The sequence below is a fragment of the Aliidongia sp. genome (genome assembly GCF_035943795.1).
Taxonomy (GTDB): domain Bacteria; phylum Pseudomonadota; class Alphaproteobacteria; order ATCC43930; family CGMCC-115725; genus Aliidongia.
This window is the reverse complement of sequence record NZ_DASZBY010000025.1, coordinates 1-14346: the sequence shown is the minus strand read 5'-3', so window position 1 is coordinate 14346 and position 14346 is coordinate 1. Positions and strand designations below refer to the sequence as shown.

Below are 14346 nucleotides of genomic sequence, written 5' to 3'. Positions count from 1 at the left end.
TCAGTTCAAGAACATCGCCAAGCAGTTGGCCCAGCTGGTCAAGGACGCCTCGTACCAGGGCCTCAACCTGCTGACCAAGACTTCCACGACGCTGACCACGCAGTTCTCCGAGCGGACGGCGGCGACCTTCACCATCAATGGTTTTTCCTACACTTCGACGGTCGCGGGCAACGGCAACTCGCTGTTCACGGCCGCGACCATCGCCTTCAAGTCCGATGGCACGCTCAACTTCTCGAACGTCATCGCCTCGTCGGCGAACGGCGCCGGTACGGTCACGGGCTTCTCGTCCCTCAGCCTCACCAGCACCGTCGGCACCGTCACGGCCTCGCAGGCGGCGGCCATCTTCACCGCCAGCGACAATCGTCTCGATGCGGCGATCAGCCAGAACAACGCCCTGACGGCGGCGCTCGGCACGAACGTCAACATCCTCCAGGCGCGGTCGAACTTCAGCTCCAGCTATTCGTCCACGCTCTCGGGCGGCGGCGACAAGCTGACCCTCGCCGACCTCAATACCGAGGCGGCGAATTCCCAGGCTCTGACGCTGCGCCAGCAGATCGGCATCCAGTCGCTGTCGGTCACCGGCAACCAGAACTCCTCGATCCTGACGCTGCTCCGTTAGGCTAGAAGAGCATTCGGGCGGCGCCTCCGGATCATCTCCGGGGGCGCCTTCCCGCGATCGATCGGGTAACGGGTAAAGTTCTTTTCTTTACCAATTGACAAGCCTGCCCTCACGGCGCACATCGGAAACGGGTGCGGCCGAAAAGCCGTGCGTCCATCGCTGATCGAGGATGGATCGGGTGAGCGGCATTACACTATCGCCGTCACTTCTTCAGACCCTGGACGAGCTCACGCAGGTTCAGGGCGAGTACGATACTGTCCAAAGCCAGCTCGATACCGGGCTGACGGTGTCGAACCCCGGTGACAATGCGATCGCCTATTTCCAAGCTGCTTCGCTGACCGGGCGCGCGACGCAGATCCTGAACTACAAGGGCGGTATCGATCAGGGCGTCTCGTCGATCGACACGGCGCTGACGGCGACCACGGCGGTCGACGGTTTGCTGCAGCAGCTCCAGGCCGTCGTCGAAGGCGCGCGCGGTGCCTCGCTCGCGGCCCGCACCCAGGCGACGCAGCAGTTCCAGGCGATCGGCAGCCAGCTCAGCCAGCTCGTGCAGGATGCCTCATACCAGGGGCTCAACCTGTTGAGTTCGACGGCGGCGCAGCTCACCGTGCAACTGGGTCCGTACAGCAGTGGCGCCGTTCAGGTGGTCGGGTATGACCTGATCGGCGGCGGTTCCCGCGGCTTGTTCACGGTAGTGGCGGCCTTCGACACCAATCGGGCGATCCTGTTCTCCAACGTCGTGGCCGGCAGTGCCAACGGTCCGGGTTCGGTCCAAGGCTTCTCGGCGCTCGACATCGTCGACGGCACCGCCGCCGGCACGGTCACGGCGTCGGTCGCGGCGGTCATCTTCAACGAGACCGAAAGCCGGCTGACCAATGCCATCAGCCAGTTGCAGAGCATCGCGGGCTCGCTCGGCAACTACTCGCAGATCCTGCAGACCCGCTCGGTCTTCCAGCAGAGCTATGCCGCTCAGCTGCAGGCCGGCGCGCGCCGCCTCACGCTCGCCGACCTCAATCAGGCGGCCGCCCAGAGCGAGGCCAGCAGCCTGCGCGTCGAGCTCGGCCTGCAATCGGCGGCGCTTCAGGGCCAGATCCGCTCGTCGATCCTCCAGATCCTGCATTCGCCGGCGGCATCGCCTCACTGACCGGTGATCGTCCGGACGCGGTCCGCCTCGGCCAACCCCAACATGACGTGGTACAGCACCCGCACCGGGACCTCGGCGGCGATGGGGCGGCTCGATCCGTCCAGCTGGTTGACCCAAAGCCCGGTATCGGCATCGAGCCAATAGCCGAACAGGGCGGCCAAGTGGGCATTCATCCGTGCCGCTGCGCCCGCGTCGTTCAGGAATTCCAGGCGCGCCGCTTCCGCCTTGATCGCCTCGGTCTGCGGCCAGAGCAGCCGGGTCGATGCCACCGGCGCGCCGTGGAGGTCGACGCCGTCGAGCACCATCGGCCAGCCTTCGGGCGACCGGGCGATCCCATGGTCGAGCGCGAAGCCGTGCAGGCGGTCGGCCATGTCGGCCACGGTCCGGTCGCCGGTCAGGCGGGCATGGTGGTGCAGCAGCCAGACCCATTCGAGCTGATGACCCGGCTCGCGCAGGGCACCGGCCGGCCCGGCGAGGGGCTGCCAGTCCGCCGTGAAGAATTCGCCGAGCGTGCCGGTCGGTGGATCGATCAACCGGTCGCGCAGCAAGTCGGCGAGGCCGCCGGCGCGCTCCAGCCAACGGGCGTCGCCCGAGGTCTCGGCCAGGGCGTGGCAGGCCTCGAGCAGGTGCATGTGCGGGTTCTGCCGGCGGGGCAGGGTGCCGCGATCATCCTCGGCAAAGCCGCCGCGCGGCGCGGCCATATGCCGCTCGATCCATTCCATCAGCCGCTGGGCCCGGTCGAGCGGTTCGCGGGCGCCGATGGCGCGGGCGTACCAGGCGCAAGCGAACAGCACGAAGGCCAGGTCATAAAGGTCTGAGCGGTCGTCGATCGCCGTGCCGTCCGCCGCGACCGCGTGGCGGAACCGACCGTCGCCGTCGGCGCACCGTTCGATCAGGAACCGGTAGCCATGCTCCGCCGCGGCCAGGCCCGGTCCCGTCGGGTCGAGCAGATGGCCGTGGCTGAAGACGTAGACGAGCCGTGCCGTGACCAGGCTGGTGTGTCGTGGCCGCGGATCGGGCCGGCCATCGGCCGTCAGGTATTCCAGATAGCCGGCCGCGCCTGGCCGGAACGCGCGGGCTGCCCAGGCGGGAACGAGCGTGCTGGTCAGCCAGGCGCCCAGATCGTGTGGAACCTGGTTCGTCATGGTCGAGCGATCATGGGCGGACTCGTTTCGTGTGGAGGGCGCGGGGCCGCCGCCGGCCTGAGTCATGACAGGCGATTGACAGGCGGCGGGTTGCCGTGACAGGGTCCGGACAATTGGCCAGACCACTTGACCATTCCAGGTTTGCTCTTTGCTGTCCAGACACCGCCTGATTCAACGAACCGCGACGGCCGCACCGGCCGGTCGCGCCCTTTGAGGATCGAGACTTGCCGATCATCCGTGTCGAGCCGAGCCGGCTGTACCGCCGCATCGCCGATCAGATCCGCGAGTTGATCCTCGCCGGCGAATTTCCGCCGGGCAGTCGGCTGCCGCCGGAACGGGACCTGGCGCATCAGTTCGGTGTCAGCCGGCCCAGCCTGCGCGAAGCGCTGATTGCGCTCGAGATCTCGGGCTTCGTCACGGTCATGACCGGTTCGGGCATCTATGTGCGCACGGATTTCGCCGGCTCGGAACCGGCCTCGGTGCCGGACGGCGGCCCCGGGCCGTTCGAGCTGATCCGTGCCCGGCACCTGATCGAGAGCGAGGTGGCCGCGGTCGCCGCGCGCGAGGCGACGGCGGCAGACGTCGAGGGGCTGGACGATGCCGTGCGCCAGATGCGCGAGGAAGACGCCCGCCACGAGAGCCGCGAGGATGCCGACCGGCTGTTCCATCTGCGTCTGGCCGGCGCCACGCAGAATTCGGCGCTGTCGCTCGTGGTCCAGGGCCTGTGGGACCAGGGCCGCGGTCGCATGTGGGAAAAGATGCAGGGCCGCATGCACAATGCCGGCCTTCGTCCGCGCTGGATCGCGGAACATTCGGCCGTGCTGGAGGCCGTGCGGGCCAAGGATCCCAAGGCCGCCCGCCGCGCCATGCAGATCCACCTGAGCGCGGTCGAGGAAGAATTGGAAGACGCCTGGAACGCCGCCGCGAAGCGCGATCCCGCCAATGTCTTCGACGGCGTCGGCAAACCCAGTCCGGAAAATTTGATCAAGGTCAAATCATGAGCCTCCCCCTAACCCTCCATCCCGATCGCCTGTTCCCCGCGGACGAGGCGTCCCGTTCCATCGCCCGTGCGCTCTATGCCGGGGTCAAGGATCTGCCGATCGTCAGCCCCCATGGCCACACCGATCCGCGCTGGTATGCCGAGAACGAGGCGTTCCCCGATCCCTCGACCCTGTTCATCGTGCCCGACCACTATGTCTTCCGCATGCTCTACAGCCAGGGCGTGGCGCTCGAGGACCTGGGCGTTCCCCGCCGTGACGGCGGCCCGACCGAGCGGGATTCGCGCAAGATCTGGCGCCTCTTCGCCGCCAACCAGCATCTGTTCCGCGGGACACCCAGCGCCATGTGGCTGGCCCATGCGTTCCACGAGGTGTTCGGCATCCGCGAACGGCTCGACGCCGACAATGCGGACAAGATCTACGACCAGATCGATGCCCTGCTGAAGCTGCCGGAATTCCGCCCGCGCGCGTTGTTCGAGAAGTTCAACATCGAGGTCATCGCCACCACGGAATCGCCGCTCGACCCGCTGAAGTGGCATCGGAAGATCGGCGAGAGCGGCTGGAAGGGGCGGGTACTGACCGCCTATCGTCCGGACCCGGTGGTCGATCCCGACTTCCCGGGCTTCGCCGACAATCTGGTCGAGCTGGGCCGCATCACCGGCGAGGACGTCTCGACCTGGCGCGGCTACCTGGCGGCGCTGCAGAATCGCCGCGATTATTTCCGCGAGCATGGCGGCTGCACCTCGACCGACCATGGCCATCCGACCGCCATCACGGCGGACCTGTCGGCCAAGGTCGCGTCCGACCTGTTCGACAAGGTGCGTGCCGGCAGCTTCACTGCGCATGAGGCCGAACTGTTCCGCGGCCAGATGCTGACCGAGATGGCGCGCATGAGCGTCGGCGACGGCCTGGTCATGCAGATCCATCCGGGCTCGTTCCGCAGCCACAATCCGCAGCTCTTCGCCAAGTTCGGCCGCGACATGGGCGCCGATATCCCGACCGCGACCGATTATGTCCATGCGTTGAAGCCGTTGCTCGACCGGTTCGGCAACGAGACGAAGCTGTCGATCATCCTCTTCACGCTCGACGAGACCAGCTATTCGCGCGAGCTGGCGCCGCTTGCCGGGCACTATCCCGCGCTCAAGGTCGGACCGGCGTGGTGGTTCTACGATTCGCCGGAAGGCATGCGCCGCTATCGCGAACTGGTGACCGAAACCGCCGGCTTCTACAACACGGTGGGCTTCAACGACGATACTCGCGCCTTCCTGTCGATCCCGGCGCGCCACGACGTGTCGCGGCGTATCGACTGCGGTTACCTGGGCCGTCTCGTCGCCGAGCATCGCCTGGATCTCGACGAGGCCCATGCGGTCGCCCACGATCTCGCCTATGGGCTGGCCAAGAAGGCCTACAAGCTGTGAGCCTGCGGTCCGACACACTCGCCTCCGTCCCGTCCGAAATCCGCCGACCGGGCTATGATCGCGCGCGCCTGACGCCGGGCGTGGTCCATCTCGGCATCGGCAACTTCCACCGCGCCCACCAGGCGATCTATCTCGAGGATCTGGTCGAGCGCACCGGGCTGGGGCTCGGCATTACCGGCGTCAGCCTGAAGAGCCCCGGCATGCGCGACAAGCTCGCGCCGCAGGACGGGCTCTACACCCTGCTGGTGCGCGAGGGCGACGTCGCCACGGCGCGTGTGGTCGGCATCATCGGCCGCACCCTGGTCGGGCCGGAAGATCCGGCGGCGGTCGTACGCCAGATCGCCGATCCGGCGACCCGGCTGATCACCTTGACCGTGACCGAAAAGGGCTATTGCCTGGACCCGTCGACCCACCGGCTCGACCCCTCCCATCCGGACATCGTCGCCGACCGCACCACACCGACCAGCGCCATCGGCTACCTGCTGGCCGGATTGAAGCAGCGCTTCACGGCCGGCGCGAAGCCGCCCACGGTGCTGTCCTGCGACAATCTTCCGTCGAACGGCGCCACCCTACGGCTGGCGCTGATCGATGGTGCGGCACTCAGCGACGATCGCTTTGCGGCATGGCTCGAAGCGAACCTGGTGGCACCCTCGGCCATGGTCGATCGCATCGTGCCGGCCTCGACCGAGGCGGATTTCGCCGACGCCGAACGGCTGACCGGCCTCGCCGACCGGGCGGCGCTGTCGACCGAGCCCTTCTCGCAATGGGTGATCGAGCAGACGCTCGACCGCGACCTGCACGGCCTCGGCGACGTCGGCGTCGAACTGGTCGGTGCGGTCGAGCCCTATGAACGCATGAAGCTGCGCCTGCTGAACGGCGCCCATTCGACCATCGCCTATGCCGGCCAGGCGGTCGGTGCCGAATATGTTTCCGACGTGGTGGCCCTGCCGGCGTTGCGCCGGTTCGTGGCGGCGCTGCAGACCGAGGAACTGGCGCCGACCGTCGGTCATTTCCCGGCCGACCGCTTGGCCGAATACAGCCGCCAGCTGATGCAGCGCTGGGACAATACGGCGGTCAAGCACCGCACGCGGCAGATCGCCATGGACGGCTCGCAGAAATTGCCGCAGCGGCTGTTGTCGGCGACGGTCGAGCGGCTGCAGCAGGGCCTGCCGGTCGAGCGGCTGACGCTCGCCGTGGCGCTGTGGGTGCGTCACCTGAGCGGGCGCGACGATCGGGGCGAGCCGATCCCGGTCAACGATCCGCTGGCCGCCCGGCTGATGCCGCTCGCGGCGGCCGACCGGCCCGCGTCCCAGGTGGTCGAGCGTCTGCTGGCCGTCCGGACGGTCTTTCCGGAGGCGCTGGAAGCGAGTGCCGATTTCCGGACCCGCCTGACCGATGCGCTGAGCCATCTGCGCGCGGTCGGCACCATCGTCGCCCTGGGCGGCTAGAAAATTCATTGGGGAGCAACGCGATGAGCCTTTTTTCCTTCGGGTCGGTGCCGCTGGCACCCCCGCACCGTCGATAAGGTAGGTCAGTCATGGCGACGGGACCGCTCGACGGTACTTTCGAAATTCTGAAGCTCGATGGCGTGACCCGGCGATTTGCCGGCATCACGGCACTCGACGGGCTCGACCTCACCATCAAGCGCGGCGAGTTCATTGCGCTGCTGGGCCCGTCGGGCTGCGGCAAGTCGACGGCGCTGAATTGCCTGGCCGGGCTGCTGCCATTGACCGGCGGCGGCATCTGGCTCGACGACCGCCGCATCGACGTGCTGCGACCCGAGCAGCGCGGCTTCGGCATGGTGTTCCAGAGCTACGCGCTGTTCCCGCATATGACCGTGCGCAAGAACATCGGCTTCGGCCTGCTGATGCGCAAGGTGCCCAAGGCCGATATCGACCGTCGCGTCACCGAGGCGCTGCGCATGGTCCGGCTCGAGGCCCATGCCGACAAGCTGCCGGGCCAGCTGTCGGGCGGCCAGCAGCAGCGCGTCGCGATCGCGCGCGCCATCGTCGTGCAGCCGCCGCTCGTGCTGATGGACGAGCCGCTGTCGAACCTCGATGCCAAGCTTCGCCTGGAGATGCGTGTGGAAATCCGCCGCATCCACAAGGAACTGGGCCGTTCGACCATCTATGTGACCCACGACCAGGACGAGGCCTTGTCGATGGCCGACCGGATCGTCGTGCTGCACGACGGCCGGGTCCAGCAGGTCGGCACGCCGGAAGATCTCTACGCCCGGCCGGCCAATCTCGAGGTCGCCCGCTTCATGGGTTACCAGAATGCCCTGGCGCTCGACGTCACCGGCGCTGCCGGCAGCGAGACGACGCTCGCGGGCCCGGGCATGGCGGTCACGGGCATCGGCCAGGTTCCGGCCGGCCGCGCCATCGCGTCGATCCGGCCGGAAGATCTGGTCGCCGGCGGTGCCGAGGGGCCCAACACGATCGATGTCCGCGTCACCGGCGCCGAATATGCCGGGCGCGAATTCGTCGGCACGGCCGTGACCCAGGACAATCAGCCGGTCATCTTCCGCAGCCTGCGCCGGATCTCGACCGACGAACTGGTCCGCCTGTCGGTCCCGACCGACCGGGTGCGCGTGTTTTCGGATGCGGCGCGATGAGCAGTCTCGCCGCATCCGGCGGCGCCATCGCCGGCTCGAAGCCCGGCTGGCGTGCCTCGCTCGGCTGGGACGGAACGACGCTGCTGGTCCTGCCGGCGGTATTCTTCGTGCTCGCCTTCTTCGTGTTCCCCTGCATCTACGGCCTGGTGCTGTCTTTCATGCCGCTGAAGGGGGGCATGTTCGACAATTACACCCGCTTCTTCGGCGAATACCGGTTCTATTCGACGATCTGGAAGACGCTGCTGCTCGCCTTGCCGGCGACGATGGCGAATGTGTTCCTGGCCCTGCCGATTGCCTTCGCGCTCCGCAAGTCCAGCAAGTATCAGCGGATCGTGACCGCGATCCTGGTGGTTCCGATCACGCTCGGCACGGTGCTGGTGGCCCAGGGGTTGCTGGGCTACCTGGGTCCGAACGGCTGGTTCATGCGGTTCCTGACCACGATCCACGTGATCGATGCGCCGTTCCGCATGACCCACAATTACATCGGCGTGCTGCTGTCGCTGATCATCACCGGCTTCCCGTTCTCGTTCCTCCTGACCCTGTCCTACGTCACCGGCATCGACCCGATGCTGGCCAAGGCGGCGGCCACGCTCGGCGCCAGCCCCTGGACCCAGTTCAAGCAGATCTATCTGCCGCTGCTGGCCCCGGGCCTGGCAATGGGCTTCTGCCTCGCCTTCGTGCAGTCCTTCGCGGTATTCCCGTCGGCGGTGCTGCTGGGCGAGCCGGCCGGCAGCACCCGCGTCATGGCGCTCGCGGTCTATCAACTCGCCTATGAAGACTACAACGCGCCGATGGCGGCGGCCGGGGCCATGGTGATGGGGGCGGTGCAATTGATCGTCGTCGTCTGCATCCTGGGCCTGCGCGGCCTGTTCTATCGCGGTCCGGTCGGAGGGACCAAGGGATGACCACCGCAACCTTGACCCGCAGCGGCGACTTCAAGGCGCCGTTCTGGAACCGAGTCTGGAGCGTCCTGCTCTGGTCGCTGGTCTGGCTCTTCATCCTCAACGTCGCCGCCGTGGCCGCCTCGGTCGCGGTCGACAGCTTCGGCACCCGCTGGTTCGGCACCTGGCTGCCCGAGGGCTTCACCTCCAAGTGGTACTTCAGTGCCTGGGACGAGTTCCAGCTCGACGACGTGCTGATCGTCACCGCCAAGGTCGTGGCTTCGGTCGTGCTGGTCTCGGTCATCCTGGGCGTGCCGGCGGCCTATGCGCTGGCCCGCCGGGATTTCGCCGGCAAGAAGACCGTGCTGCTGCTGCTCGTCCTGCCGGTGCTGGTGCCGACCATCACCTATGGCGTGCCGCTCGCGACCCTGCTCTACCGGGTCAATCTGGGCGGGACGCTGGCGGGCGTGATCTGCGCCAACCTGGTGCCGACCGTGCCCTTCGTCGTGCTGGTCATGACGCCGTTCATCGAGCAGATCGATCAGCGTCTCGAATCGGCGGCGCGGGTCTGCGGCGCCGGCACCTGGTCCGTGTTCCGCTACGTGCTGGTGCCGCTGTTGGCCCCCGGCATCATGGCGGCCTCGCTCCTGGTGCTGGTGCGCTCGATCGGCATGTTCGAACTGACGTTCCTCACCGCCGGTCCGGACAGCCAGACCCTGGTCGTGTCGCTTTACGCCGCCGCCTTTTCGGCCGGTATCCGGGCGAACCAGTCGCTGGACGCGCTCGCCGTCGTCTACATGGTCTCGTCGCTGTTCTGGCTGATGATCGCCCTGCGGTTCGTCAACCCGGTCCAGTTGGTCGGCCGCGTCAAGGACTAACGGCCTAGCTGCCCGGCCCTGATGACGCTAATGTCTGGCGTCATCAGGGCCGGCGGTCGCCGGTCGCTCAGCTTTCGAGGCCCCATGTCCTTCAAGCGTCTCTTCGGTACCGTCCTCTCGTTGTTCGTAGCCTCGGCGCCGCTCACTGCGGCCCATGCGGCAGGCGACGTCACCACGCCCAGCGGCCTGCACATCATCGACACCAAGCCCGGCATCGGGCCGGTGCCGCAGGCCGGCCAGACCGTCACGGTCAACTACACCGGCTGGCTGTTCGTCAACGGCAAGAAGGGCAAGAAATTCGACAGCTCGCTCGACAATGGCGAGCCGTTCTCCTTCACGCTCGGCCAAGGCCAGGTCATCAAGGGCTGGGACGAGGGCCTGGCCACCATGCACGTCGGCGGCAAGCGCACCCTGATCATCCCGCCGGAACTGGGCTATGGCGCGCGTGGCGCCGGCGGCGACATTCCGCCGGGCGCCACCTTGCTGTTCGAGGTCGACCTGCTGGGCGCGAAATAGTGTAGCTCGTCCTGCGGGCGAGAAATTCTCGGTTGAGCGGAAGGGCTCCGGTGGCGACACTGGGGCCCTTCGCCACTCGCCGGATACCGTCATGCCCCAGCACCCCTATCTCACTGCCGACGTGTTCACCGACCGGCCGTTCGGCGGCAACCAACTGGCGGTCTTCCCCGATGCCGACCTGGCGCCGGAGACCATGCAGCGTCTCGCGGCCGAGCTGCATCTGAGCGAGACCGTGTTCGTGCTGCCGCCTCAGAACCCGGCTCATACGCACAAGCTGCGCATCTTCACCCCGGCGATGGAGCTGCCCTTCGCCGGTCATCCGACCGTCGGCACCGCCCTCATACTGGCCGAGACCGGACGACTGGGCCCGATCGACTGCCGGCGCGACATCGTCTTGGAGGAAGGCGCCGGCCCGGTGCCGGTGACCATCGAGCGCGACGCGGCCGGGCGGCTGCACGCGACCCTCACCAGCCCGGTGCTGCCGACCCGGCAGCCCGGTCAGTTCGATCGGGCGCTGCTGGCGGCCGCGATCGGTCTCGACGAGGCGGCGCTCGACCCGCAGGTGGCCGGCGAGATCCTCAGCGCCGGCGTGCCCTTCGCGGTCCAGCCGATCCGGCCCGAGCGGCTGTCGGACGCGGCGATCGACCTGGCGCTCTGGCGCAGCCATCTCGCCGGCACGCCGATGCAGCATCTCTATCTCGTGGCACTCGACGACTGGACCCAGGGCCGCACGGCGCGGGTGCGCATGTTCGCGCCGGCCATGGGCATCACCGAGGACCCGGCGACCGGCGCCGCCGCCGCCGCCTTCGTGGGCTTCCTGGCCGCCCACCAGCGGCTGCCCGACGGCGCGACCCGCTGGACCCTGTCCCAGGGCACGGAGCTGGGCCGGCCCAGTCGGATCGACATCGGCGCCGACATCGTGGACGGCAAACTGGTCGCCGCCCGCGTCGGCGGCACTGCGGTGCTGATGAGCAGCGGGAGTTTCGACCTGCCCGATTAGGCCGCCTCCGGAAACAGCCTGGGCAACAGCCTGTCAACGGCGTGGTCCCAGGTGAAGTTCTCGACGGCATGGCGTGGACCCTCGGTCGCCGCCTGCCGGCGAAAGCCGTCGTCATCGACCATCCGGCGCATCAGGTCGGTCAGGTGGTCGATGTCGGGTTCCAGGGCGACGCCGACCGCGTCGTCGATTGTCACTGGGCGCGGGCGGCTCTCGATCCTTCGGGCAAAAGCGTCGGTGACGAAATCGTCGGTCGCTCCCCCGTGCGTGCAGATGACGGGCAGGCCACATGCCGTGGCCTCCAGCACAGGAAGGTTGAATCCCTCTGCGCGATAGGGCGACACATAAGCGTCGGCAGCCTGGTAGAGCCCTGACATCTGTTCCATCGACAGCGCTTCGCCTCCATAGACCAGGCGTTTCACGACCAAATTCGCCTGGGACCGTGTCAAGGAGGACAAGGCCTGCTGGATAAAATGCTGTGAGGAATAGAGCCGATCGGCGCCTTTCAGCAGCAATCTGACGTGATTGTAGCGGTCCGCAACTGCCGCAAATGCGCGCAGCAGTAGGTCCATGCCTTTGTTGCTGGTCATGGCGCCCGCGCTCATGAACACGAAACCCGAGACGCCGAGTTCCTGTCGCATGGCATCTCGTTTCTCCGGGCGCGGCCGGAACAGAGCAGGATCGATGCCGTGCGCGATCACCGCGATCTGCGTGTCGTCAAAGCCCAGTCGTTGGAAGCCCTCTGCGGACCAGTGCGTCGGTGTCAGGATTGTCAGAGACGGATCCGCCAGCGCGGCGCGCAGGCTGGTGCCTGACGCCAGAAACGATCGCGGCACGACGCGATGTTCCGCCGTCCCGTAAACGAAGGTGCGGCCGGTGAGCGCTGGCGTCAGGTCATAGGGAAAGGAGATGCGAAGCGTCGCGGCAGGAGCGAAGTCCGACTGCGGGGGCTTGATCGCTTGAAGTACACGGGCGCTCTCGGGAGGGAAAAGCCCCTGCTGCCTGCGCCACAATGGATTGAAGAATGGCAGGTCACGGGTACGCATCTCGATGCCACGGCGTCGTCGCAACGCCAGCAACTGCCACTGATTGACGATTGCATAGCTGTGGCTGAGCGAGCGCCAGCCTTCAACGACAAGCTTCACGTGCGCCTCGCCCCTGTTCCAATCCTAAACCTATAGTAGATTTACTCCGCGCGATCAAACGCCACTTATGGTCGAATGGCCGCGTGTCGCGCCATATCGATGGGCGTGGAATCGTCGCTTGCGAAATGGAAGACCCTCGACAAGACCCGCAGACGGCGCGAGGCTGATCCCATCAGTCGGCGCCCGCGCCGAAGCTGCCGGCGCCGCCATCGCGAGAGGGTCGCCCTCGAGAGCGATCCTCCCCAGGGAGGCGCCATCATGCCCGCACAGATCACATTGTCCGACAATGGACCCGGGGCCGCCGCGGCGGCCCGTCCCCGTGCCGTCGCCCTGGTCGGGCCCTATGGCAGCGGCAAGAGCAGCCTGTTCGAGGCCCTGATGGCGGCGGCCGGCCAGCCGATCCGCCGGTCCGGCGATGCCAAGGCCCGGGCCATGAGCACGGAACTGACCGTCGGCCATTGCCGCTTCATGGGCGATCCCTGGTCGATCGTCGATTGTCCCGGCTCCATCGAATTCTCCTACGAGACCTCGGCCGCGCTCACCGCCGTCGACATCGCCGTCGCGGTGTGCGAGCCCGCGCCGGAGCGAGCCTTGACCGTGGCGCCGATCCTGAAGGAGCTCGACGAACGCGGCATCCCGCATCTGCTGTTCGTCAACAAGGTCGATACGCTCGCCGGACGGATGCGCGACACGCTGGCCGCACTCCAGGAATTTTCGAAACATCCGCTCGTGCTGCGCCAGGTGCCGATGCGCGAGGCCGACGGGGTCGTGGGCTATGTCGACGTGGTGAGCGCCCGCGCCTATCGCTATCGCAAGGGCGAGCCGTCGGAACTGGTGAAATTGCCGGTCCCGATGCAGGCCCGCGAGGACGAGGCGCGCGACGCGCTGGTCGAGGTGCTGGCCGATCATGACGACGGGTTGCTGGAAAAGATCCTGGAGGACCTGCAGCTCAGTCCCGCCGAAATCTTCGACCAATTGAAGAAGGACCAGACGAGCGGCGCGATCGTCGAGACCCTGCTGGGCGGCGCCCTGCGCGGCCATGGCGTCCGGCGGTTGTGGAAGGCGTTGCGCCATGACGGACCCGATCCGCTGATGACGGCGGAGCGACGGGGCATCGCGCCGACGGGCGAGCCGCTGGTGCAGACCTTCAAGACCGTCCATCCGGCCCATGCCGGCCGCCTGTCCTACGCGCGGATCTGGCGCGGGCCGGTCAAGGACGGCAGCGGCCTGGGCACGGCCCGGATCGGCGGCATCTATCGCATGATCGGGGGAGAAACCGTCAAGGGCAGCGAGGCCGAGGCCGGCGAGATCGTGGCGCTGGCGCGCCTCGACGGCGTCGCCAGCGGCATGGCGCTGGGTCCGAACGGGCCGGTGGCCGATGTGGATTTCCCGGCGCCGCCGCCTGCGGTCTATGCGCTGACCGTGGCGCCCCAGGACCGCAAGGACGACGTCAAGCTGTCGACGGCGTTGCATCGCCTGGTCGAGGAGGATCCGTCCCTGGGCCTGATCCAGGATCCGGCGACCGGCGAGACCGTGCTCGCCGGCCAGGGCGAGATCCATCTGCATGCGGCGCTCGACCGGCTCGGGCGCGCCTCGGGGCTGAAGCTCGTGACCCAGCGGCCGCAGGTCGCGTTCAAGGAGACGATCCGCCGGCCGGTGCAACAGCATGCGCGCCTGAAGCGCCAGACCGGCGGCCATGGCCAGTTCGCCGACGTCAAGCTGGCGATCGAGCCGCTGGGCCGCGGCGACGGCTTTCGCTTCGTCGACAAGGTCGTGGGTGGCGCCGTGCCCCGGCAATATATCCCGGCCGTGGGCGAGGCGGCCGAGGAGGCGACGCGCAAGGGGCCGTTCGGCTTTCCGGTGGTCGACCTGGGCGTGACCCTGCTCGACGGCGGGTTCCACGCGGTCGACAGTTCCGACATGGCGTTCAAGAGTGCCGCGCGCATGGCGATGAGCGAGGGGCTGGCCAAGGCCGACCCGATGCTGCTGGA

General features: G+C 67.6%; 12 protein-coding genes and 1 pseudogene. 11 read left to right on the top strand and 2 right to left on the bottom strand.

Annotation, left to right across the window (positions count from 1 at the left end; genetic code table 11):
• A pseudogene (locus tag VGV37_RS03975) lies at positions 1 to 619 on the top strand (hypothetical protein); the annotation flags it as partial.
• A 178-nt stretch (positions 620 to 797) separates the two neighbouring features.
• Entirely contained in the window at positions 798 to 1763 is a 966-nt protein-coding gene (locus VGV37_RS03970; RefSeq protein ID WP_326878322.1) for a hypothetical protein, read from the top strand.
• Here VGV37_RS03970 and VGV37_RS03965 read toward each other — a convergent pair.
• On the bottom strand, positions 1757 to 2908 hold the full coding sequence (locus VGV37_RS03965) for an AGE family epimerase/isomerase (protein ID WP_326878321.1): 1152 nt from the start codon (positions 2906 to 2908) through the stop codon (positions 1757 to 1759). The two genes, VGV37_RS03970 and VGV37_RS03965, sit on opposite strands and share 7 nt — an antisense overlap.
• Positions 2909 to 3132: 224 nt before the next feature.
• On the opposite strand from VGV37_RS03965, the gene VGV37_RS03960 reads away from it, so the two are divergent.
• The 8 genes from VGV37_RS03960 (at position 3133) to VGV37_RS03925 (ending at position 11213) form a co-directional block, all read left to right on the top strand.
• The gene (locus VGV37_RS03960) at positions 3133 to 3909 is read left to right on the top strand and encodes a FadR/GntR family transcriptional regulator (protein ID WP_326878320.1); all 777 of its coding nucleotides are present in this window, start codon (positions 3133 to 3135) and stop codon (positions 3907 to 3909) included.
• The gene (gene uxaC / locus VGV37_RS03955; RefSeq protein ID WP_326878319.1) at positions 3906 to 5324 is read left to right on the top strand and encodes a glucuronate isomerase; all 1419 of its coding nucleotides are present in this window, start codon (positions 3906 to 3908) and stop codon (positions 5322 to 5324) included. Before VGV37_RS03960 ends, uxaC begins: the two co-directional genes overlap by 4 nt.
• Positions 5321 to 6772 carry a mannitol dehydrogenase family protein gene (locus VGV37_RS03950; RefSeq protein ID WP_326878318.1) on the top strand — a complete coding sequence of 484 codons (1452 nt, stop codon included), beginning with the start codon at positions 5321 to 5323 and terminating at the stop codon, positions 6770 to 6772. The genes uxaC and VGV37_RS03950 overlap by 4 nt, the downstream gene beginning before the upstream one ends.
• Positions 6773 to 6861: 89 nt before the next feature.
• The gene (locus tag VGV37_RS03945; RefSeq protein ID WP_326878317.1) at positions 6862 to 7938 is read left to right on the top strand and encodes an ABC transporter ATP-binding protein; all 1077 of its coding nucleotides are present in this window, start codon (positions 6862 to 6864) and stop codon (positions 7936 to 7938) included.
• Positions 7935 to 8843, top strand: a complete 909-nt coding sequence (locus VGV37_RS03940) for an ABC transporter permease (RefSeq protein WP_326878316.1) — start codon at positions 7935 to 7937, stop codon at positions 8841 to 8843. The genes VGV37_RS03945 and VGV37_RS03940 overlap by 4 nt, the downstream gene beginning before the upstream one ends.
• On the top strand, positions 8840 to 9697 hold the full coding sequence (locus VGV37_RS03935; protein ID WP_326878315.1) for an ABC transporter permease: 858 nt from the start codon (positions 8840 to 8842) through the stop codon (positions 9695 to 9697). Before VGV37_RS03940 ends, VGV37_RS03935 begins: the two co-directional genes overlap by 4 nt.
• Before the next feature lie 84 nt (positions 9698 to 9781).
• Positions 9782 to 10213: an FKBP-type peptidyl-prolyl cis-trans isomerase gene (locus VGV37_RS03930; RefSeq protein WP_326878314.1), complete on the top strand. Its 432-nt coding sequence runs from the start codon at positions 9782 to 9784 to the stop codon at positions 10211 to 10213.
• Positions 10214 to 10304: 91 nt separating this feature from the next.
• The gene (locus VGV37_RS03925; protein WP_326878313.1) at positions 10305 to 11213 is read left to right on the top strand and encodes a PhzF family phenazine biosynthesis protein; all 909 of its coding nucleotides are present in this window, start codon (positions 10305 to 10307) and stop codon (positions 11211 to 11213) included.
• Here VGV37_RS03925 and VGV37_RS03920 read toward each other — a convergent pair.
• Positions 11210 to 12355, bottom strand: coding sequence for a glycosyltransferase (locus tag VGV37_RS03920; protein ID WP_326878312.1), 1146 nt, complete (start codon positions 12353 to 12355; stop codon positions 11210 to 11212). The genes VGV37_RS03925 and VGV37_RS03920 overlap by 4 nt on opposite strands.
• A 258-nt stretch (positions 12356 to 12613) precedes the next feature.
• Between VGV37_RS03920 and VGV37_RS03915 the strand changes: the two genes are divergently transcribed.
• A partial coding sequence (locus tag VGV37_RS03915; protein ID WP_326878311.1) for an elongation factor G occupies positions 12614 to 14346 on the top strand: 1733 nt, incomplete at its 3' end.

What these genes read in the sequence shown, in the direction of transcription:
- uxaC (WP_326878319.1), top strand. Translation starts at nt 3,906, where the DNA reads ATGAGCCTCCCCCTAACCCTCCATCCCGATCGCCTGTTCCCCGCGGAC.
- VGV37_RS03945 (WP_326878317.1), top strand. Translation starts at nt 6,862, where the DNA reads ATGGCGACGGGACCGCTCGACGGTACTTTCGAAATTCTGAAGCTCGAT.
- VGV37_RS03930 (WP_326878314.1), top strand. Translation starts at nt 9,782, where the DNA reads ATGTCCTTCAAGCGTCTCTTCGGTACCGTCCTCTCGTTGTTCGTAGCC.
- VGV37_RS03925 (WP_326878313.1), top strand. Translation starts at nt 10,305, where the DNA reads ATGCCCCAGCACCCCTATCTCACTGCCGACGTGTTCACCGACCGGCCG.
- VGV37_RS03965 (WP_326878321.1), bottom strand. Translation starts at nt 2,908, where the DNA reads ATGACGAACCAGGTTCCACACGATCTGGGCGCCTGGCTGACCAGCACG.
- VGV37_RS03935 (WP_326878315.1), top strand. Translation starts at nt 8,840, where the DNA reads ATGACCACCGCAACCTTGACCCGCAGCGGCGACTTCAAGGCGCCGTTC.
- VGV37_RS03940 (WP_326878316.1), top strand. Translation starts at nt 7,935, where the DNA reads ATGAGCAGTCTCGCCGCATCCGGCGGCGCCATCGCCGGCTCGAAGCCC.